A 20,192-nucleotide genomic window follows, 5' to 3' on the forward strand; every position below is an offset into this window, starting at 1 on the left:
GTCAGTCGTTGCGCAGCTTCCACTTCCCGTCGACGATAATCGCCGCCGATGCCGCGACCGAAAAGAATAACGTGGTCGCGAGCAGGCTCAGCATTGATGTAGCACGTTTCATAAGATTGCCCCGTTTTATTGGCGGGTATTCACGCGTGTCTAGCTTGCGGCACAGGTGTAGCTGGCCGCGGCGCTCACGCTGCCGGAGCCCGAATAGTGCGGCACGGTCGGGTACGGACAGTCAGGCAGGGACGACGTCGCATTACCGTTGGAATCGAATTTCGTCAGTACCAATTGCTCCGGGGCGGTACCCTGTTCGACCCACGCGATCATCGCGCCGAGATAGTCTGTCTGATCAGGACCGTTGCCACCGAGTACGTGGCCCACTCCTGGTTCGAGGTAGAAGCGTGCATTACCTCCAGCGGACCCGGCAAGCTGTACGACGGTTTGCCAGTTGCGCAGATGGTCGCGTGGTGAAATCAACGGATCCGCTGCTCCGTTGAACGAAATCAGCTTTTTGCCTGCCATCAGATATTGCGCGATGGCCTGCAGACTGTGATCCGCTCCCACGTTTTGCAGCCCAGCGGCAATGGCCGGATACGAGGTGTCGACGTTGAAGTTCGCTTGCAGACTGCCTGATGCCGTTGCCGGCAGCAGCCAATTCGCATTGCCCGTGGCAATCGCCGCGAAGCCGCCACCCAGCCCGCCATACGAGCCGACTCCGAACATGGAGCCGAAGTCCGCCCAGTTGTACCCGGAAAACAGTAACTGGCCCCCGCTAGTCGACAATGGCGCGACGATCCGCTGCACGGTTTGCAACTGCGCCGCCGAAAGACAGGTTGCTGCGGGCGCACCGGACGCACCACACTGCAAGGTCGATGGATCAAAGGTACAGGCAGCAGGATTCAGAATCACGCCGTTGGCATTCCCACATTGCGCGACCGCCGCGGAATACGCTGCTGTCCACTGAGCACTTGAGGGCATCGCAGCGGAACCGGCAAGCGTTGCAATATTGAGCATCGCCGTTACCTGAGTTCCCATGTTCATGCTCTCGTCGCCGGCGATGATGCCGTCGTAGTCCCCGGGCTGATTCTGGGCGGCAAGATAGGCCTCGCGGCCACCGTTCGACGCACCGCTGAAGTACGTATATTTCGGCGCGGAACCGTAAAAGGCGGTAATTACTGCCTTGGCGAAATGAACCGTGATACCCGTCGATGCATACGCGTAGTCCTTCTCCGCCGTTGCATTCGTCAGCAGATCCGCCGGATTACCGGTACGGTTTCCGCCATTCGAAGCGGTATAGGCAATCCCCCGAGCCAATGGCTTGATGAGCGGGAACTGTGCGGTGGTGGTTTCGACGGTTGGGATGCTTCCGTCGAAACCACCACCACCTTGCTGCAGCAGCCGCTTCGACCAGTTGTCGGGAAGATCGACCTCGATGTCGAGCGTGGTACTGGCGGCTCCCGTTGCGCTCACCTTGCAATAACCCGGATTGCCACCAGCGGCCGCGATGCGTGAAGTTGCCGTCACCGTAATGCCATTGAACTGCTGGCCGTTTATCTTCGTGCACAGCGCCGCATAATCGACTGGCGCCGGCGACGCGACATTGTCCGAACTACCACACCCCGAAAGTGCGAGGACGCACCCTCCCACCGCCAATGCGACAGCGAGTCGCCTGGCATTGCATTCAATCCAGCTCTTCACGTTGGTATCTCCAGATATAGGTTTCGTATTTATTGCCGTCGCGGCCGGAGAGTCGGGTTCTTCGCTTTCGTCGGCACGAGCAGGATCGCTGCCCGGCAACGGGAAGTAGATGGGTAATCTGAGGGAACACGTCCGCCTGATTGACCGCCTCGGATATTAATAAACCGTCCGGTCGTTCAATCAATGTGTGTAACGGTAGGATCGTTTTGACGCGACGCCAAGCGGGGTTAACCCGCTTGGCTGGCGAGATATGCGATTACCCGGTGGATAGAGCGTGGGAAGGGAACCAGGCTTAGCTGAATAATGCTCATGCACACGTACCTACTACATGCATAATATGCGTCTATGCATCTAATTGGCGAAACATCTGCGGCGTCGACGGGAATCTTTCAAGCGCAGACGTCTCGCCATAATTTGTCTCTAATCTTTTTTGCTGCCTGAGACGGCGACCTGTTCGCTCGCGTGCGGTGCGCACAATACTCACACTGGGTGGTCCGTGTTATCGATATCGACAGCAACGACCCAATCGCCCTTCTCCATCTTCCATATGACCACGTATTTTCCACGGATCTCGATTGGCTCACCCTCCCGCGTCAAGCTGACGACGTAGTTGCCGACGTCGTAGGCGATATCAAGGCTCGCGGATACGGTCAGCGATGGGGTGTAGAGCGCCTTGAAATCAGGGCGCGCGAAATACGTACGCCATACGGCGATAACCGCGTCCTTGCCAACATGCCGCGGCTGTCCCGGTTGCATATATACGGCATCACTCGCGTAGATTGACGCTATCGCGTCGATGTTCTTCTCCGCTATTGCGGTCATCCATACGTCATATCGAGAAAGGAGATGGTCCCGAATGTCCTGTTCTGTCATGGCTTCACTCCTTCATGGTGGTCAGTGAACGGATCGGCAGCAAGGACCGTGGGCGCCCTCCTGCTATGCGGTCAATTGAGCGAGCCGCGTTGCTGCTGATCCTTCTCCTGCGATTCGAACAGGGCCTTGAAATTGCCTTCGCCGAATCCGTCTTCTCCACGGCGTTCAATTATTTCGAAGAAGACCGGCCCAATCTGGCGCTTCGTGAAACGCTGAAGCAAAATCTTCTGTGGCCCCTTGCCGTCGACCAGGATGCCGCGTTCAGCCAGGTGTTCGATGTCAAGGCCGTGCCCCGGAAGACGCCCATCGATTCCGTCGTAATAGTTCCGCGATGGCGCCGCCATGAACTCGATGCCGGCAGCACTGAGCTTTTGAATCGTGTCTTCGATGTCGGAGGTCAGCAGCGCGATGTGTTGAATCCCTTCGCCACCGTAGTCGCGGATGAATTCATCGTTCTGGTTCAGCACGCCGGGTTGGTCATGGGCGGCAGCGGCCACCGGAATCGACACGCGACCGCACGGGCTCACCATTGAGCGCGCACGCATTCCGGACATGTGGCCTTTGACTTCGAGATACTGTTTCTCCGCAAAACCAAACGTGTCGCGGTAGAAGTTGGCCCACAGATCAAGATTCTTGGGGTGCACAATATTCGACGTATGGTCGACGGCCAGGATATTGGCGTCACCTTCCCGTGTGTTTCGGGCTTCGACCGGAAGCGAGAAGATTTCTCGGAAGTCGCGGTCAACGAAGTACACCAGACTATCTCCGATACCGAGAATCGTCGGCGTGTCGAGGACAAACTCGCCTTCCTGTTCCGCGGAGGCGCTAACAGCACCACCGGACAACGCCTGCTCGTGTGCTGCCTTCGCGTCGTTGACGCGAATCCCAATCGCACGCACCGACGCGCCATGCCGAGATTCGAACGCATTCGGATTCCCGTTGACGATGAATGCAGCCGCGCCTTGCGTCATCAGGAGCATGTCGCTCTTCGACTTGCCGCGAAGGCGAAAGCCAAGGTGCTCGAATAGCTCGACGAGCTCCATGGGCCGGGATGAGACGAATTCGACGAACGCAAATCCGTCAGTTTTCACTCGAGTGGTCATGATACTAAGTAGCATTCCAAAATATATGCCGTGAATTGAGCCGGAGGGAGCGGACTCTCATTCGACATTTAGGCCGCAGCCGGCGAAAGTGGACCTTACTTGCGGGTCGCAGCGACGACCTTGATCTCGACGATAAGCTCGGGGCGAGCCAGCGCGGCGATACCGAGAATGGTCCACGCCGGGAAGTCCGAGCGAATGTATTGCTCCTTTACTTCGCGGAAAGTGGCGAGTTGCGAACCGACATCGACGTGATAGGAAACGAGCTCGACGACATCCGTGAAATCGAGGTCCATATGCTTGAGCACGGCTTCGATACGCTTGAATGCAACGTCGATCTGTTCCTTCGGATCTTCGGGAATCGACCCGTCGGCACGCAGGCCGATTTGCCCAGCGATGAACACCAGCCCGTTAGCCATCACCGCCGGCGAGTATTGGAACAGGTCGAAAATGCGATTGCTTCCGAAGGTTGCATCATCTTCAGGAAGACGCAGGCGCTCGATTTTGCTCATGACAGTCCTTCAATCAACTGGTGTAGTACGGGGAAATTGATTCCTACGTGACCACTTTAAGTGACCAGCTGACCTACCGTCTGTATAGCGAGATACCAAATCAACCGAGAAGTTTGGACGCGTCGAGCACCCAGATACGACGCTGCCGGAGTTCAATCGCGCCGAGCGTCGTCAACCGCTTCAATGCGCGGGTGACGGTGACTCGCGTTGCCCCCGTCATGGCGGCGATTTGCTCATGAGTCAGAGGGATGGATATCAGCGTGCCGTCCTCGCGCTTCTCGCCGTACAGTTCAGCCATCCGCCCCAGTAGCTCGCCGATTCGCATCTCCGGCTTTGGAAGCGCGAGGTATTGGATGCGGGACGCCAGAATCCGCTGTTTGAGCGCAACGATGCGCATCAGTGAAATGGCGAGTTCCGGACAGGACGGAATTGTCCCGGTGATGACCCTGATGTCAAACTCGATCAGCTCTGAGTCTTCGGCTGCGATGGCTGTGGCAATGCGCGGGAAGCCATCCATAGCGGGGCTTTCGCCAAACATCGACCACGGCCCCATCATTTCAAGCATGAACTCGGTACCGTCGCTCTGAAAAATCGAAACCTGGATACGACCGGAAAGCAGAAAGTAAAAGGTGAAACCGAGTTCGCCTTGACGATAAATCATCTTGCCCTTCTCGACCTTGATCTTCCGGCCGAGATGGGCTGCACGAATCCACACGCCCGCCGTGGCGTCATCCATATGCCATGTCTCGGTGGTCGCCGCGGCGCTCTTGCTCAAACGTGTCTCCTTTCATGTAGACGTGCCGACGCGCGTATTGTGGCACGAACATAAGAGCTGTTCGATTGCGCGCTAAGCAGCGCCGACGTGATGTTCCTCTTCACTCTGGGCAACATACCCGTCCGGGCGTATCAGTATCGCTTTCAACCCTGAGAACATTGAAGCATGCTCGACGTCCTTCACCTCCTCGAAAATGACCGAGTTTGCCGGAAGCCATTCTGGTACCGCTGCTCGCGCGTCAACGCCGAATGCGAGATGAGCCCATTTTCCCGCGCGAGAAGCGAATACAAATTCGTCCGGTCTGCATTCTTTAACTGAAGACACGGCCCGGATATCAGACGGTGGCTGCGCTGCGGCATTGCCGGCTACTGCAGCCACGCATAAATCGATTTCTGCTGACATCAGGATGCGTCGGAAAAGAGAAACGGATAAGCGGAGCATCAAGTTTGAAACCTGCACGGCAGTTTGCGCTGCATGGAAGAAGGACGTAGATCATAAACGCGTCACGCGCCCTGCTTCAGGCTGATCTCGCATGACACCATGCCGAATCCGCAAATGCACCCGGTGCCGCTACTCGCGCAACTGGCTGCCAGTTCTGCTGTATTTTCAGCTCGACGGCGCGGGGGGTTATATTTCCCGCTGCCGCAGTTGCCAGTTTTGTCCTTCTGCTGCCCGGCCTGCTCGTCTTCCTTCTGGCCTCACGCGCACTGCGAAGCGAGTTGACTTCCGGCAGCACGCTGTAATCCAGTAGAAACCCTCATCGCTGCACGCCGTGCGGCTTTCCGATCGACGACGATAGATACAAGGAGAATGACTTGAAAAAGCAACCACCCTCTTCCCCCTCCGTCCCTTCGAATCCGCCCTCCGATACTCAGGAGAAACTGGACAAGCCAAACACCAGCCGCCGCACATTTCTCACCGGACTTGCCGCCGTCGCAGCGGGTGGCGGGCTGGGCGGGTGTGTCGCGCCGGACCGCTCCGCCAGCGGCCAAACCGACAACGTGCCGAATCCGGACCTTGATCAAGCGCTGCGCGACAATGTCAAAACCGTTGTCGTGATCTTCTCCGAGAACCGCAGCTTCAACAATCTGTTCGGTAATTTTCCGGGCGTCGAAAGACCGCTGTCATCGCTCAAGCCCGCGGACTATCTGCAACTCGACCGCGACGGCAAGACCGTACTCAAACAGTTGCCCGTCGTACCGGGCGGCTGGCTGCTGAAGGACCAGGTCGCGGATGGCGTCACGTACAAAGCCGGACTGCAATACCAGACCAATCTACCGAATGCACCGTTCCCGTTGCGCGGCCCCGGCGGCGAGAATTTGCCGCTGTCGCTCGTCACACACGATCTGTGGCATGTGTTCTATCAGAACCAGATGCAGATCAACGGCGGCAAGAACAACATGTTCGTCGCGTGGGCCGACTCCGCCGGTTTCACGATGGGTCACTATGCGAACACCAGCTACGACTTGCGGCTATGGGATCTCGCGGCCGAATACGTGCTGTGCGACAACTTCTTCCAAGGCGCTTTCGGCGGCTCATTCCTGAACCATCAGTATCTGATCTCGGCCACCCCGCCGTGCTATCCCGACCCGGTCAACAGCATCGCGAAGTTCCAGATTGCCGAAACGGTCAGCGGCAAGCCGGACGATCCCAATCTGAAGCCGCTGGACGCGTCTCCGCCCAGCGCGAAAGATGGCATCCCAAAGTTCGGGCCGAGCGCGCTGACGCCGCCCGAAACGCTGGCCGACGGCACTGTGCGCAGCTACGCGGTCAACACGATGATGCCGCCGTACGCGCCAACGCCGATGACGCTGGACGCGAGCGGCACGGTGGTCGACTTCAAGCTCGATGCGAATGCGATGGCGGTGCCGCCGCAGACGCACGAGCACATCGGCGACAAGCTCGACAAGCGCGACATCGATTGGGCCTGGTACGCGGGCGCGTTCCGCGAAACGCTGGAGAAGCACGGTGCAAATCTGACGAACGGCACGCCGGTGATTCCGAATTTTCAGTACCACCACCAGCCGTTCAACTACTTTAAAAACCTCGCGCCCGGCACCGCCGCGCGTGCGAAGCGCCTGCGCGACGGCGGACTCGGCGACGACGAAAGCACGAACCGTTTTCTCGCCGACGCGCGAGCAGGCAAGCTGCCGCCGGTCACGTTCTACAAGCCGCAGGGCAATCTGAACATGCATGCCGGTTACGCCGACGTTGCATCTGGCGACCGGCACATCACACATGCGGTGAAGGCATTGCGCAGCAGCCCACAGTGGGAAAACATGGTCGTGATCGTCACGGTCGACGAGAACGGCGGCTGGTGGGATCACGTGGCGCCGCCCAAAGGCGATCGCTGGGGGCCGGGCACGCGCGTGCCGGCGCTGGTGATCTCGCCGTTCGCGAAGAAAGGCTATGTCGATCACACTGTCTATGACACTGCGTCGATCCTGCGCTTCGTTACCCGCGTGTTCCGGCTCGAAGCGCTCGACGGCATCAAGCAACGCGACAACGAAATGCGCGCGCGCGGCCAGGCTCCGATGGGCGATCTCACGCGTACTCTGACGTTCAAGACTTGAATCCAGATCGAATTCACAGAAATGCACGTGGCCCGTCACAGCGGAAGATGATGTTTCGTTCCCACGGCGGGCCTGTAAGGCTTTGCTGAAAATAACGTCAGGAAATCCCGGGCCACACTCGTTCCGGCGCCGATGCCCTCGCTTTACTGCGTGGTTGCCCGTTGGATCGAGGATGCGACGCCCGCATGACCCGCATGCTTGATCCATTCGCAGGTCGGTCATGGAATATTTGTCCCGTAGAATGTCTCCGAACAATTTGTCCTCGGAGAGACCCTTGCAGACTGCCTTCAACAACGTTGTGCCCGACAACGAGACGCTTCTGGCGATCGTGCGGGCACAGACGGAGATTGCCAAGCTCGGACTGGATCTTGGCGGTGTCATGAGTTTTGTCACCGAACGTGTCCAGCAACTGACACAGGCCGATGGCGCGGTGGTCGAGCTTGCTGAAGGCGATGAAATGGTCTACCGAGCGAGTTCGGGCATTGCCTCCTCGCTGCTGGGTTTGCGGCTCAAGCGTACTGGCAGCCTGTCCGGTCTATGCGTGGAAACCGGCGACATCTTGCGATGTGAGGACTCGGAAACCGATCCGCGCGTCGACCGTGAGGCGTGTCAGCGAGTGGGCCTGCGCTCGATGATCGTTACGCCACTCAGGCATGGGGATACGACGGTGGGCGTGCTGAAGGTCGTAGGCGCAGCGGCTAACGCGTTCACCGACGAAAATATCCGCGCTCTCGAACTGATGTCCGAACTGATCGCAGCCGCAATGTTTCATGCAGCGAGGCACGCAACCAGCGAGCTTTATTATCTGGCCACGCGCGATGCGCTGACGGGGTTGCCGAACCGCGCATTGTTTTACGACCGGCTGCGGCAGGCGATTCAGCAAGCGCAACGAGCTTCAGCGACGCTCGGCATTCTCAATCTGGACCTCAACGACCTGAAACCTATTAACGACCGCTATGGCCACCGCGCGGGCGATGCGGCGATCAGGGAAGCGGCGCTACGCATGAACCGGACGGCGCGGTGCTCGGACACGGTGGCGCGCGTGGGTGGCGACGAGTTCGCCGTCATCCTGCCCGGTATCCACTCCAAAGCAGATGCCGAGAGGCTGGGCATGCGCATGGTCGAGCAGGTTCGTGAGCCGTTCGAGTTCGAGGGGCGCGCGCTCGACCTCGATGTCAGTGTCGGCGCAGCCGTTCTCCCCGACGATGGCGTCGAGATGACAACGCTTATTGATCGGGCCGATCAGGCTATGTATGAGGCAAAGAGGATGCGAAAGATGGAGCGGACGTGAGTGGGTGCGGGGCAAGCGGGAGCTGGTCTATCGGCAGCGCCTAAAGACACGCGAGATAGGCCGGAACACGGCAGAGCATAAAGAGCCGACGTGCCTTATGTCGCGGGAGGCAGCTCCCGGATTTCGTCGGAATCAGTCGGAAGAATCTTTGGTGCGGGGACCGGACTCGAACAGTTGGCGCAAAGCCAGGCGAGTGAGCAATCCGATAAATTAGGGCTACAACATATGCCCCCAAAAATATCCCCAAAATGGCATGCTACTTTGGTTCGGTTACCGGGTGAGATTCTCACTTTGGCGGGAGAATCCTATCAGGTATCCCTAGCACTACTCTTCTATCAAGCTCCCTGAATCTATCATTAAGAGAGCCCTGCTTTCGTCTGGCACCTCGATTTCCTCTGGACGACTGCGCGATCGAGGATCTAACTCATCTCGAATATGGATTCCTACCATGCTCTAGCAAACCTGCAGCACACGCCCCCTCTTAGCGCATCGCGCCGACTATTCGGCAGTCTCGTCCCGTGCGCGCTCATCTGATAAAAATCGGCGATCTACGGCCCAACCCAATGCCATAGACTGTTGGCTTTCCTCGCCGCCGCGGCGGTATCGGTGATTCCAGACGTTCCCGACCTCAGACGTTGACAAAACCGGCTTACCGGGAAGCCTCTCTAGACCGGCAATTCGATGCACGCCACTCGGCTGAGATCCACACGCACTGTGAAATATCGCGGCAGTGAGAATTGTTGCCGCAAAGGCAACGCTACGAGTTCCTCTAGCTATCTACCGGTATGCAGGCGTTGAACCTACGATGACTTCCGAGCAACATGGTAGCCGCTACCTCCCTTCGACTGTGTGGAGCACCGGTGGACTCATTACGAAACCCGCCAGGTTTTGGTCGTCATTGTCTGGATGTTTCACTGACCGTTAGACACATGAGTTTGCAGGCAGAAGCAATGGTGGGAGTCAGGGTGGATCGGTCGCGCATCTGAATCGAACCAGCATGGCTTTGCGACAGCCCGTGTTGGAATACGAGGGGTATTATCGTGTTTCATCTGAAATTCAAACGAGTCTTATCCAACGCCGCCCGCGTCCTCGTATGTGTGTTGATGCTGGCAGAAGTCGGAACACAAGCAAATGCGGCCGCAGTGTCGCGTGCGGCGGACATTGAAGTCTCCGGTTTCGAAGATTCTTCTTCAGGGCACCCTTTCGTAGGCGACGACCCGGTTGCCATTCGGGACAGGATGGTGAATCAGCACTTGAGTGCCGGCTCGCCTTCTTTGAGCGATCGTGTCCTGAGCCTGATACGCATTCCCACCGGCAGGCAGCGCCACAATACTGACTTGACGGTAGTCCATCTCGATCGGGACCTGACTTTTGTTGTACCCGTCCAGTATGGGATGAGGTATCAGGCAGAGAAGCACCTGTTGACGGTAAACGTGGATTTGTCTGGTGACGATAATCACACAGGCATCCTCCTCAAAAAGACGATAAGCGGACCCAGCGGGCGAAGGCTCGTGGTCGCGCCGGAAGCGAGGTCAAAAGGGTTCATTCAGCATATCGATATGATTGAACTCGAGTCTGGCGAAAGTAAGAAGACCACGGTTCGCGGACACGTGACGCTCTCACGGGCTGCGTACGCCGAAGCGAATGGGGACTACGCGATTGTTCTCATAGGTCGCCTGGTGCCACCCTATCTCAACGACCGGATCGATCACAGCGACCCTACTGATGACGAGCCTACTGACATCACGATAAGAATCTCCAGGCTCTATGTTGATATCCGCGCAATCTGGCTGATGAGCCCACAGCGGGGGGTCGTGCTATCGAAGGCACTGCATCTGTCGAAGTAACTCAAGCTGATGGTGAATATGGCGCACGGGCCGCTCTTCGGAATGACTTAGGATTTCCCGGCTACGCTAGAGGGGGCTGCGGAACGCGCCGATGACGTCTCCCTGACTTTTCTGATGCTGCTCTAGCGACAGACGCCGGAAGCACGGGCAGTATTCCCCCTGCGTGAGGTGTTCGACGCCAACTATGACGAAGTCTCGCAAGCCATCGGCAAGACGGAGGCGACTTGCTGCTAACTGGTAAACCGTGCATAAGCAGAGGTACGCAGCGAACGTCCACGTTATGTGGTGCCACGCGAGATGCTGATTCGTTCACTGCGCACGTTTGGTCTGGCGCTCGAGTGCCGCGACTTCTCTGTGATCAACACATTGCTGGCCGAAAACGCAATGCTGATTGGTGAGGGCAGCGGCAAAGTCGCAAGCTTCCCGACACCGATGACGGGTGGCCGGCGCATCGCGCAATTTTTTATGCGTAGTCGCTGCGTTATGGCAGCAGACTCGACGTCAAGCTCATTGTGCTCAACGATCGATGGGAGCTGCTGCGTTTTATCGAAGGCAAACTCGAATCGGTACAGTCGCTCGAAACAGACGGCGAGCGTATCGTCCGTATTCTCATGCAGCGCAACCCCGACATGCGCGTACGCGTCGCGGCAACACACCTGAACAGCTGAACATCGATCTCTCCCCGGCACGGGCGTGTCTCAACTCGGCGATTGGTCGCTCGCAAACAACACTGTGAGTCCGTTCACATGTCTACCGTTACAAGCCGCGCCACCTGCGATGATTTCGTATGGAATATTGGCGCTGGCACCCGGAAAGGCGGGCGTTCGCCTTGGAATCGGCAGCTCCTCCGTTAGCCGCAACGTGCAGAAACTTGAGGCCCAGCTCGACGCGCGCCTCCAGAATGGCGCGCCTGAGATGGTGACCATCATCTGATCGAACAGGACCATCGGGCGGTCAAGCGACGACCGCGGCCCATGCCGGGATTCAAGACTTCTCACTGTGCCCGGATCTTTCTGTGCGGCATTGAGACTATGCACCTGATCATCAAAGGGCAGATGAAATGTGCTCGCGGAACCCATCCGTCCACCGCAGATCAATTCTACAAACCGGCAACGTAAACAGTACGTTGCATACCGATTCGACTTTACTCCGCAAGCCCTGCTGCGACAAAACCCATGAAGACACGCCGCTCGTGCTTCCGCTTGGCAGATCGATGAAGCCACTCACGCGCGCCGCGCTGCACACGATCGTCAAGGGCATCTTTGCCGGCGGCACCGATCTGCGTACAGTACGCGCCAACCTGCGGCACGCCTCACCCACGAGCACGAACCACTACCTGCACACGTCCGGCAAACAACTCCATCGCAAGACAGAAGAAAAGCACCGGTTAGGCTGGCAGGACTCGACCAACAGTCCATGATTGGTCGCTGGGAACCTCAAGAATTCTACGCGACCACCTCCACAACGCGGCAAAGTCCTATCCGCCTGTCATTGATTGTTGTCGCCGAGGCAACACGGTGAGCTCCTTTGCAGGGCTACTGCCGCAAGACGACCACGCTTACGCTTTGTCCTGACGGTGACGGCACACGCTGCCTGATGTAAGCCGTGAAACACAACACTGTAAAACAAACGTGCATACGCGCACAGCAAGTCTTCACTGCCTTGCACGCGCACGTCATTAGCCGCGGCAGCAAAAGCTGTTGCGATGCGCGTTACGCAACCCTCACCATCCGAGGAACGATCCGTGACAGAAGAAGATATCCGCAACAACGCATTTGCGATGCCCGTGCACAATCCGGCGTATCCGCGTCCGCCCTTCCGCTTCATCAATCGGGAATACTTCATCATTTCGTATGAAACGGACATGGATGCGCTTAAGGCCGCCGTTCCGGAACCGTTGACGGTCGACAACGCAATCGTCCACTACGAATTCATCCGCATGCCCGATTCGTCGGGGTTCGGCGACTACACGGAAAGCGGCCAGGTGATCTCAGTGCTGGATGAGGACGGCAATCGCGCCAACTTCACGCACGCGATGTATCTCGACGACGAAGGTCCAATCGCAGGCGGACGCGAAATCTGGGGCTTTCCCAAGAAGCTGGCTTCACCGAAGCTCTGCGTCGATGGCAAGGACACCCTGCTCGGCACGCTCGATTACGGAACGCAACGTATCGCCACCGGAACGATGGGCTACAAGTATCGCGCACTTGAGACGGCGGCCGAGCGCCGCAAGCTCGCCGACACGCCCAACTATCTGCTCAAGGTCATTCCGCACGTCGATGGCTCGGTACGCATTTGCGAACTGGTGCGCTTCTTCCTGCGTGACGTCGATGTGATCGGAGCGTGGGAAGGGCCTGCAGCGCTCGAGCTGCATCCGCACGCACTCGCATCGGTTGCCGATCTGCCTGTTCGCAAGGTGATTGGCGCACGTCACATCATTGCAAATCTCACGCTCGATGTCGGCGAAGTGGTCTATGACTATCTCGCCCCCGCCGAGTCGTTGAAACTCGCAGTCAACCAGTAAGCTCTCGGAGGACGTATGGCATTGAATGATAAGGTCGCGCTCGTTACGGGTGCAGCAAGCGGTATCGGCGAGCAGTGCGCGCGCAAGCTCGCGTCAGACGGCGCGACGGTCGTGATCGCGGATCTGAATCTCGCAAACGCCCAAAAGGTCGCTGAAGATATCGTTGCTAACGGTGGTAAAGCAATCGCCGTTGCAATGGACGTAACCAGCGAAGAAGCGGTCAATGCGGGTGTGGCCGAAACGGTGAGCCGGCTGGGCGGCATCGACGTGCTCGTATCGAATGCAGGTATCCAGATCGTCAACCGGATCGAGGACTACGCATTTTCCGACTGGAAGAAGATGTTGGCCATTCACCTCGATGGCGCATTCCTGACGACCAAGGCTGCCATCAGGCATATGTACGCGTCGAACAAGGGTGGCGCTGTCATCTACATGGGCTCGGTGCACTCGCACGACGCGTCGCAGCTCAAGTCGGCGTATGTGACCGCGAAGCACGGGCTGCTCGGTCTCGCCCGGGTTGTCGCGAAAGAGGGCGGACCGCGTGGCGTGCGCGCCAATGTCGTGTGTCCGGGCTTCGTCAGAACCCCGCTGGTCGACAAGCAGATCCCCGAGCAGGCGAAGGCCTTGGGAATCTCCGAGCAGCAGGTTGTGAAGGACGTAATGTTGAAGGAGACGGTCGACGGCGAATTCACGTCGCTTGCCGATGTCGCGAACACGGTTGCATTCCTCGCCGGCTTCGAGTCGAGCGCGCTCACCGGACAGTCGATTGTGGTCAGCCACGGCTGGTTCATGCAGTAAGGAGACGACCATGTATCCGAGCCAGCGCAATAAGCTGCAGCAGCCCCATCGCATCAAGCTCCCCGCATATGACGAAATCGGACTCGTGCTGCAGGGTGGCGGCGCCCTGGGCTCATATCAGGCCGGCGTGTATGAAGGTATGGCCGAAGTCGGCGTGGAACCGACGCGAATATCCGGAGTATCCATCGGTGCGCTGAATACGGCGATCATCGCCGGCAATGCGCCTGCGGACCGGGCGGAAGCGCTGCGCGGCTTCTGGAACACGATCAGTCAGCCGGCGGATTTTTTCTCACATATCGGTGCACGCTTTCCGGCATGGCCGGGGTTTGAAAATATGGGGCGCAGGTGGTCGAGCGCATGGGCCGCGACGCGCACGCTGGTGGAAGGTCAGGACGGGTTCTTCTCCCCGCGCACGCATATGTCTCTCGCAGGGCTGGGCAGGAAACGTCCTGATCAGGTCAGCTACTACGACACGTCGGCGTTGCGTGAAACGCTTTTGCGGTACGCAAACTTCGATCGCATCAATGACGGGAATATTCGCGTATCCGTTGGGGCGGTCAATGTGCGAACGGGCAATCTGGTCTATTTCGACAATTCGACAATGCGTCTGGCACCGGAGCATTTCATCGCATCCGGTGCGCTTCCGCCGGGCTTTCCGGCCGTCGAGATCGATGGAGAGTTCTACTGGGACGGTGGACTGGTCTCCAACACGCCACTCACCGAGATCATCAAGGAAAGCCAGCATAAGGACATACTCGTCTTCCAGATCGATCTGTGGAGCTCGCGAGGCAAGCTGCCAGGCGACTTCCTCGACGTCAGCGAGCGCACCAAGGACATTCAATATTCAAGCCGTACGCGAGCGATCACCGCATTCATGTCGCAGAACCAGAAGCACGCGCAGATGATCAAGGCGCTGCTCGAGCACATTCCTGAAAAAGTGCGGCTTGCGCACCCGTTGTTGCGAGAGGCGCAGAAAACAGCGGATGGCAGTGCGGTAAATGTCGTGCACCTGATCTACAAGAACAAATCGTTCGAGGGGCACTACAAGGACTATGAGTTCAGCAAGGATACGATGCGCGAGCATTGGGCGAGCGGCCTCGAGGATATTCGCCGTTCGTTCGGACACCCCGAGTGGTTCGATATCCCGAGCCGCGAAATCGGCTTCGTCACGCGGGACGTGCATCGCTATCGACAGGAGGTTAACGAAATCGCCGGGCTGGGCAAAGAAGCTTTGCCGCCATCGAAACGCTCGCCAGAAGAAGAACTGTCTGGCGCAAAGTAGCGCGTATCGACTCCCTCCCTCGGCCGTTCCATTTCTGCTGATCAGGCAAAAGTGAACCAGACATCCCTGCCTCGAGTGCGCCATGACGCGACGCCATGGCAAACGAGAACGAAGACGGTCCGGTCATGTGGCGAGCGCGGCATCGGGGCGTATGCATCCTGGGAGTCGTATCAGGGCTTCAGCCGTCTGATGCAGGGCGCGGCGGCGTCGCCAAATACCCCGTGTTTTGATGCGACCAACAGGCTTGACGAAAGCCTGATCGCGCTTCTTGATCTGCGCGCGTCACAAATCAATGGTTGTTTGTTGTGCGTTCAACATCATCTGTGCCGTGCCCGTAAGGCAGGGGTGCCTGCGGCAAAAACCGAGAACATTGGCGCATGGCGCTGCGCCGGTGTATTTTCTCCGTGTGAGAAAGCTGTACTTTCCTGGGCCGAACATCTTGCGGCCATGGTCCGGCAGTCTGTTCATGACGCAGTGTGGCCGAGCTTGCAAGGCTACTTCAGCAACATGCAGATCGCCGCATTGTTTATGTACTGGCGTCGCAGCGAGTTGTGGTCGGGCGATGGCGTTCTTCGTTCCTGCACCGTCAATATGCCGGTCACTATGGGGCGAGCGTTAGGCAGCCCGGTTCAGGCGGAGCGATGAACGATCCTCAAGACGGGTATGTGCAGGCCACAAGGAGAGCACCATGTTGTCCCATGAATTGATCGCGCGGTACGGAATGTTAGTCGTATTCCTGAACGTGCTTGGTTCTTCGCTTGGCCTGCCGTTGCCTGTCTTACCGACATTGATCACCGTTGGAGCAGGCACTGCGCTCGCCATACACATTGCGTCATCGACATTGTTTCATTTCGCGACGATACTAGGCTCCGCTGTGATTGGCGGTGTGCTGGGCGACCTGATCTGGTTTCAGGGTGGCAAACGATACGGCGAGCGCACGCTCCATACCGTTTGCAAACTGTCGCTCTCGCGCGAAACGTGCGTCAGGAAGACGGAGCGCTTCTTTGGGCGCTGGGGAGTCCGCGTGCTGGTCGTTGCGCGCTTCGTACCTGGCTTGTCGCTCGTTGCCGTGCCGCTGTGCGGTGCGATGGCGGTCAGGTTGCGTTCCTTTGTCTTGCATGATTGCGCGGGCGTTGCGCTGTGGGCATCCGTTGGGCTGGCTATCGGTGCGCTATTCGCGTCGCAGATCGACGTGGTTTTCGTACTTATCTCACATCTTGGCTGGCAAGCGTTGATCGTGATTGGTATCGCACTGGTGCTTTATGTGTTGTATCGATACTGCCGGAGAATCATGCTGGCAAAAGCGCTCGAGAAGGCTCGGATCAGCGTGGGCGAATTGCATGCATTGCTCGCGAACAATCCGCGGCCAATCCTGTTCGATATCCGCTCCGCCGAGCGGAGAATGCTCGATCCATTTGTCATTCCAGGCGCCGTATTTGCCGATGAACGGAAACTGCCGCAGATCGTGGAGCGCCACGGGGCGAACCGGACGCTCGTCATCTATTGTTCATGTCCAAACGAAGTCTCTGCTGCATGGATGGCCAAGCGGTTGCGACTGGCCGGCGTCAAGCTTGCATTGCCGCTTACTGGCGGTATCGATGCATGGCGTGTGGCGGGCTTCGACGTCGAGCCAATAATAGGGATGAGCGACGCTGCAATCAGTGAAGAAGAGAGAAACCTTTTCGCGCATTGATTGCAGGCGTGTCCACAAGAGGCGCCTTGGCGGCGATGGTCATTCCAGAATGACGAACCGTTAGCTGATGCCGAGGCCATCTTCCACGGGGAAGACCTGCTATCCATCCGCCCGGTGCTACCACGACAACGATTCAGAAAGGGACTTCGCCAGGCACGCTGCTCCCTCAGAATGCGAGCCCGCTCCTGTTGCTTGACTTCCCCGACCTGTACCGAAGTCAAAGCTGACGCTTCGACGCCACAAGAATCCACGGGCGACCGCCTCCAGCCGCCCCTGGCCCATTGACCAATCGAGAGCTTCGGCCATTCCTCGTACCGGGGGAAGTAACGCCGCCAGCACGCCCACACATCCACCGCAAAAAAAACGGCGCACGATGTCACAAATGACAATGCTGATACGTCTGGCCTAGCATGGACTCCCCGACCCCCGCCCCCCTTTCAGCTTTCCCATCACGCTGCCCCGCCGCCGGCGCCGACGATCCGTTTGCAAGCAGATTTGCGACCAGTTACGCTGGCGTCGTCTCTTTTCTGGCCGTTGCCAGCGAAGGCAGCTTTGCCCGTGCTGGCGATCGCCTCGGCATTGGTCGCTCGTCGGTTAGCCGCAACGTGCAGAAACTCGAGGCGCAACTCGACACACGTCTCTTCCTGCGCACGACTCGCAGCACATCGCTGACGCGCGAAGGCGAACTCTTCTATGAGAACTGTCAACCGGGTATGGAGCGCATCACCCAGGCGCTGGAAGACATGCGGGAGCTGCGCAACGGACCGCCGCGCGGCCATCTTCTCATCGGCTCGACGCCCGGCTTCGGCCGCAAGATTGTCGCGCCGCTGCTGCGAGGCTTTCACACGCAATATCCCGAGATCGTCCTGGAACTGTTGCTAAACGATCGCCCCGCCGATTTCACTGCCGATCGCGTCGACGTATCGTTTCGCGACGGACGCATGGAGGACAGCGGAATCGTAGCGCGGCAGCTGATTCCGATGCAGATGATCGTCTGTGCGTCGCCCGCCTATGCGCGAATTCACGGCTTGCCGCGGCATGTCGATGAACTGGCGGATCATTGCTGCATCAACTTCCGGACGGCGTCCGGCCGCGTCCGGGCGTGGGAATTCAAGGTCGACGGTCTCGCGCAGCGGCGCCAGCCTGTCGCGCTGCATACGTTCAACGACGAGGATCTGATCCTGCGGGCGGTGCTCGATGGGGTGGGCATCGCGCAGTTGCCGGCCTATCAGGTTTGCGACCTGCTTGGCAACGGACAGCTCCTCCGCTGCCTCGCGCAGCATGCACCCGAAGACGGCGGTCACTACCTTTGCTATCTCAGCCGCAAGCATCTTCCGGCCCGGATCCGTGTGTTCATCGACTACATGACCGAGCACACGAGAGCACTCGATCTGCAGTGTCTGACAACGATGACGACGTTATCGGCCGTCGAATGATGCCCCTCAGAACGACGCTGCGCTGACTGATGCTTCTTATGCAACACGACGGATCCCTTGGCGGCCCTACCGCATGACGTAGCGCACGCCTAAGATGCTTCCTGTACACACGGCACGCTAATCGCGGCCTCCGGCAAAACACCGCAAAGCACATACGCAATCTGATGCAAGCCGGATTCTAAAAATTGCCAGCGGCTTGACAGCCGCGCACGTGCTCATGGAGAGACATCATGAGAATTGTCGTGATTGATCGCACGGAACTCATCGACAGTAAAGTCGCCAAGGACTTGCGCGCACGCGGTCACGCCGTTGTTGCGGCGTCGCCCACATCGGGTGTCAACGCAATGACCGGCGAAGATCTGAAGGAAGCATTGACGGGCGCCAACGCACGTCGTGGCACCGTGAACTTCGACGTCGTTCAAAGAGACGCACGCCGCACGATAAGCGGCAAGCACCCACGAGGCACGCCATGACAACATTGCGTCCGCCACCGCTGACATTGCTCGACAAGTATTACGGGCAAGACGCGCAAACGCTGTATTCGACCACTGTCACCGTAACAGGCGGCGACGCGGGTCACGGACGCGCGTCGGGCATTGCCCGCTCCGACGACGGCCAGCTCGTAGTCGACCTGCGAATACCAGAGGCACTAGGCGGCCCTGGCGACGGCACCAATCCGGAGCAGCTATTCGCGGCGGGCTACGCAGCCTGCTTTCATGGCGCGATGAGTCTGCTTGCGGCCCGGTCGGGCATTCCGATTCCCGGCGCCTCCGTGGACGTCACGGTCGACTTCGGCCGCGACCCGATCGATGGCTTGTTCAAGCTGACGGCGCACACCCGCGTCCGTTTGCCCGGTGTCGAGCGCGCCGTCGCCGGGGAACTGGTGCGTAACACGGAACGCTTTTGTCCTTACACCAAGATGGCACGGCATGGAATTGAGAACGTCGTCGCGCTTATGCCGCCGGACGACGACAGCAACTCATAACGCCGCCTGCTTGATGCCTTGAGGAAACTTGAACATGAACAAAACCGGTGCTGTCGCAGTAAGGCGGTCCGCTATGATGAGCTAACCGACATGAACGACTGAAACGCTCGTTTCCGACTGCGTATGACGCGCCCGCGAAGGGCGCTCTTCTGTCACCGCGACCGGGCACGCTCGGTCGTCCGGCCGTACGTTACCGACCGTAGTAAGCAGCAAAAGACGCCTTGCCGAGCACCTTGTCACCCAACGCCTTGTTCAGTGCAAAGCCATGCAAGGCGGCGGTGCCCGTCTTCGGAATGCCCGCTGCGGCATAGAAGTCGTCGACCGACAACGCATACAACGTAAAGACATAACGATGTGGCTTGTCGCCCACCGGCGGGCAGGGGCCACCATAGTTACCGTTGGCTCCAACCGCGCCGGTGTCCTGGAAGTCGTTCATGCCGGGATTGGCACCGACAGGCAAACGGGACGGATCGTTGCCGGCACCTCGCGGCAGTTGTGTAACGGCTGCGGGAATGTTGTAAACCGTCCAGTGCCACCAACCGCTACCGCTCGGCGCATCCGGATCGTATACCTCCAGTGCAAACGACCGCGTCCCCGCCGGCGCATTTTTCCAGACAAGTGCGGGTGACACGTTTCCACCCGTACAACCGAACGCGTTGAGCACGAATTTGTTATCTACCTTGCCGCCAGGAGCAATGTCGGGGCTCGAGAGATTGAAGTCGGTCGGCGGCTGCGCAACGGCCGACGCAGCCAGAAGGATAGACAGGCTTGTGGCGGACAAAAGACGGCAAAGTAGCTTCATTGAATT

20 protein-coding genes and 2 pseudogenes are annotated in these 20,192 nt (G+C 58.6%); 15 read left to right on the forward strand and 7 right to left on the reverse strand.

The features are described 5' to 3' along the window. Window positions 1-150: 150 nt before the first annotated feature. The 6 genes from KHO33_RS23705 to KHO33_RS23730 form a co-directional block, all read right to left on the reverse strand. Complete coding sequence (locus tag KHO33_RS23705; RefSeq protein ID WP_200565470.1) at window positions 151-1,695, reverse strand: DUF6351 family protein; 1,545 nt, start codon at window positions 1,693-1,695, stop codon at window positions 151-153. A 480-nt stretch (window positions 1,696-2,175) separates the two neighbouring features. Beyond that, window positions 2,176-2,568 carry a YybH family protein gene (locus tag KHO33_RS23710; protein WP_054039705.1) on the reverse strand — a complete coding sequence of 131 codons (393 nt, stop codon included), beginning with the start codon at window positions 2,566-2,568 and terminating at the stop codon, window positions 2,176-2,178. 71 nt (window positions 2,569-2,639) lie between these two features. Next, complete coding sequence (gene hppD, locus KHO33_RS23715) at window positions 2,640-3,686, reverse strand: 4-hydroxyphenylpyruvate dioxygenase (protein WP_328822806.1); 1,047 nt, start codon at window positions 3,684-3,686, stop codon at window positions 2,640-2,642. Window positions 3,687-3,766: 80 nt separating this feature from the next. Next, a complete protein-coding gene (locus tag KHO33_RS23720) occupies window positions 3,767-4,180 on the reverse strand; it encodes a RidA family protein (protein WP_054039709.1) in 414 nt (137 codons plus the stop codon). Between the two features lie 100 nt (window positions 4,181-4,280). After that, window positions 4,281-4,955: a Crp/Fnr family transcriptional regulator gene (locus KHO33_RS23725; RefSeq protein WP_054039711.1), complete on the reverse strand. Its 675-nt coding sequence runs from the start codon at window positions 4,953-4,955 to the stop codon at window positions 4,281-4,283. A 72-nt stretch (window positions 4,956-5,027) separates the two neighbouring features. Continuing rightward, a complete protein-coding gene (locus tag KHO33_RS23730; protein WP_200565468.1) occupies window positions 5,028-5,357 on the reverse strand; it encodes a hypothetical protein in 330 nt (109 codons plus the stop codon). Window positions 5,358-5,770: 413 nt separating this feature from the next. Here KHO33_RS23730 and acpA point away from each other — a divergent pair, with 413 nt between their 5' ends. The 15 genes and pseudogenes from acpA (at window position 5,771) to KHO33_RS23800 (ending at window position 19,384) form a co-directional block, all read left to right on the forward strand. Continuing rightward, on the forward strand, window positions 5,771-7,528 hold the full coding sequence (gene acpA, locus KHO33_RS23735) for an acid phosphatase (protein WP_407946193.1): 1,758 nt from the start codon (window positions 5,771-5,773) through the stop codon (window positions 7,526-7,528). 241 nt (window positions 7,529-7,769) lie between these two features. Further along, window positions 7,770-8,819, forward strand: coding sequence for a diguanylate cyclase domain-containing protein (locus KHO33_RS23740; RefSeq protein ID WP_407946194.1), 1,050 nt, complete (start codon window positions 7,770-7,772; stop codon window positions 8,817-8,819). Window positions 8,820-9,859: 1,040 nt separating this feature from the next. Then, window positions 9,860-10,666: a hypothetical protein gene (locus KHO33_RS23745; protein ID WP_200565467.1), complete on the forward strand. Its 807-nt coding sequence runs from the start codon at window positions 9,860-9,862 to the stop codon at window positions 10,664-10,666. Window positions 10,667-11,178: 512 nt separating this feature from the next. Continuing rightward, window positions 11,179-11,334, forward strand: a complete 156-nt coding sequence (locus KHO33_RS42815; RefSeq protein ID WP_200565466.1) for a hypothetical protein — start codon at window positions 11,179-11,181, stop codon at window positions 11,332-11,334. 109 nt (window positions 11,335-11,443) lie between these two features. After that, window positions 11,444-11,563: pseudogene (locus KHO33_RS42960) on the forward strand (helix-turn-helix domain-containing protein); the annotation flags it as partial. A 26-nt stretch (window positions 11,564-11,589) separates the two neighbouring features. Beyond that, window positions 11,590-11,784 (forward strand): annotated as a pseudogene (locus KHO33_RS23755) (IS6 family transposase); the annotation flags it as partial. Window positions 11,785-11,879: 95 nt separating this feature from the next. Beyond that, a complete protein-coding gene (locus KHO33_RS23760) occupies window positions 11,880-12,086 on the forward strand; it encodes a hypothetical protein (RefSeq protein WP_200565465.1) in 207 nt (68 codons plus the stop codon). 324 nt (window positions 12,087-12,410) lie between these two features. Continuing rightward, window positions 12,411-13,190, forward strand: coding sequence for an acetoacetate decarboxylase (locus tag KHO33_RS23765; RefSeq protein ID WP_200565464.1), 780 nt, complete (start codon window positions 12,411-12,413; stop codon window positions 13,188-13,190). A 15-nt stretch (window positions 13,191-13,205) separates the two neighbouring features. Next, window positions 13,206-13,988, forward strand: a complete 783-nt coding sequence (locus KHO33_RS23770) for a 3-hydroxybutyrate dehydrogenase (protein WP_200565463.1) — start codon at window positions 13,206-13,208, stop codon at window positions 13,986-13,988. A 10-nt stretch (window positions 13,989-13,998) separates the two neighbouring features. Then, entirely contained in the window at window positions 13,999-15,270 is a 1,272-nt protein-coding gene (locus KHO33_RS23775) for a DUF3734 domain-containing protein (protein WP_200565462.1), read from the forward strand. Between the two features lie 51 nt (window positions 15,271-15,321). Continuing rightward, window positions 15,322-15,915 (forward strand): carboxymuconolactone decarboxylase family protein, encoded by a 594-nt coding sequence (locus KHO33_RS23780; protein ID WP_200565461.1) that lies wholly within the window; start codon window positions 15,322-15,324, stop codon window positions 15,913-15,915. A gap of 43 nt (window positions 15,916-15,958) precedes the next feature. Beyond that, window positions 15,959-16,963: a DedA family protein/thiosulfate sulfurtransferase GlpE gene (locus KHO33_RS23785; protein ID WP_200565460.1), complete on the forward strand. Its 1,005-nt coding sequence runs from the start codon at window positions 15,959-15,961 to the stop codon at window positions 16,961-16,963. Between the two features lie 410 nt (window positions 16,964-17,373). Then, window positions 17,374-18,399: a LysR family transcriptional regulator gene (locus tag KHO33_RS23790; protein ID WP_200565459.1), complete on the forward strand. Its 1,026-nt coding sequence runs from the start codon at window positions 17,374-17,376 to the stop codon at window positions 18,397-18,399. 230 nt (window positions 18,400-18,629) lie between these two features. Further along, a complete protein-coding gene (locus KHO33_RS42965; protein WP_200565458.1) occupies window positions 18,630-18,872 on the forward strand; it encodes a hypothetical protein in 243 nt (80 codons plus the stop codon). After that, window positions 18,869-19,384: an Ohr family peroxiredoxin gene (locus KHO33_RS23800; protein ID WP_200565457.1), complete on the forward strand. Its 516-nt coding sequence runs from the start codon at window positions 18,869-18,871 to the stop codon at window positions 19,382-19,384. The genes KHO33_RS42965 and KHO33_RS23800 overlap by 4 nt, the downstream gene beginning before the upstream one ends. A gap of 190 nt (window positions 19,385-19,574) precedes the next feature. Here the strand turns inward: KHO33_RS23800 and KHO33_RS23805 are convergent, their stop codons facing one another. Then, window positions 19,575-20,186, reverse strand: coding sequence for a YbhB/YbcL family Raf kinase inhibitor-like protein (locus tag KHO33_RS23805; RefSeq protein WP_200565456.1), 612 nt, complete (start codon window positions 20,184-20,186; stop codon window positions 19,575-19,577). Window positions 20,187-20,192 lie beyond the last annotated feature (6 nt).

This window comes from Paraburkholderia nemoris (assembly GCF_905221015.1).
Classification (GTDB): domain Bacteria; phylum Pseudomonadota; class Gammaproteobacteria; order Burkholderiales; family Burkholderiaceae; genus Paraburkholderia; species Paraburkholderia nemoris.

Excerpts from the sequence above, each read along its gene's own strand:
- KHO33_RS23710 (WP_054039705.1), bottom strand. The coding sequence starts at position 2,568 with ATGACAGAACAGGACATTCGGGACCATCTCCTTTCTCGATATGACGTA.
- KHO33_RS23770 (WP_200565463.1), top strand. The coding sequence starts at position 13,206 with ATGGCATTGAATGATAAGGTCGCGCTCGTTACGGGTGCAGCAAGCGGT.
- hppD (WP_328822806.1), bottom strand. The coding sequence starts at position 3,686 with ATGCTACTTAGTATCATGACCACTCGAGTGAAAACTGACGGATTTGCG.
- KHO33_RS23800 (WP_200565457.1), top strand. The coding sequence starts at position 18,869 with ATGACAACATTGCGTCCGCCACCGCTGACATTGCTCGACAAGTATTAC.
- KHO33_RS23760 (WP_200565465.1), top strand. The coding sequence starts at position 11,880 with ATGAAGCCACTCACGCGCGCCGCGCTGCACACGATCGTCAAGGGCATC.
- KHO33_RS23790 (WP_200565459.1), top strand. The coding sequence starts at position 17,374 with ATGGACTCCCCGACCCCCGCCCCCCTTTCAGCTTTCCCATCACGCTGC.
- KHO33_RS23775 (WP_200565462.1), top strand. The coding sequence starts at position 13,999 with ATGTATCCGAGCCAGCGCAATAAGCTGCAGCAGCCCCATCGCATCAAG.
- KHO33_RS23730 (WP_200565468.1), bottom strand. The coding sequence starts at position 5,357 with ATGTCAGCAGAAATCGATTTATGCGTGGCTGCAGTAGCCGGCAATGCC.
- KHO33_RS42965 (WP_200565458.1), top strand. The coding sequence starts at position 18,630 with ATGAGAATTGTCGTGATTGATCGCACGGAACTCATCGACAGTAAAGTC.
- KHO33_RS23785 (WP_200565460.1), top strand. The coding sequence starts at position 15,959 with ATGTTGTCCCATGAATTGATCGCGCGGTACGGAATGTTAGTCGTATTC.
- KHO33_RS23740 (WP_407946194.1), top strand. The coding sequence starts at position 7,770 with ATGTCTCCGAACAATTTGTCCTCGGAGAGACCCTTGCAGACTGCCTTC.
- KHO33_RS23805 (WP_200565456.1), bottom strand. The coding sequence starts at position 20,186 with ATGAAGCTACTTTGCCGTCTTTTGTCCGCCACAAGCCTGTCTATCCTT.
- KHO33_RS23720 (WP_054039709.1), bottom strand. The coding sequence starts at position 4,180 with ATGAGCAAAATCGAGCGCCTGCGTCTTCCTGAAGATGATGCAACCTTC.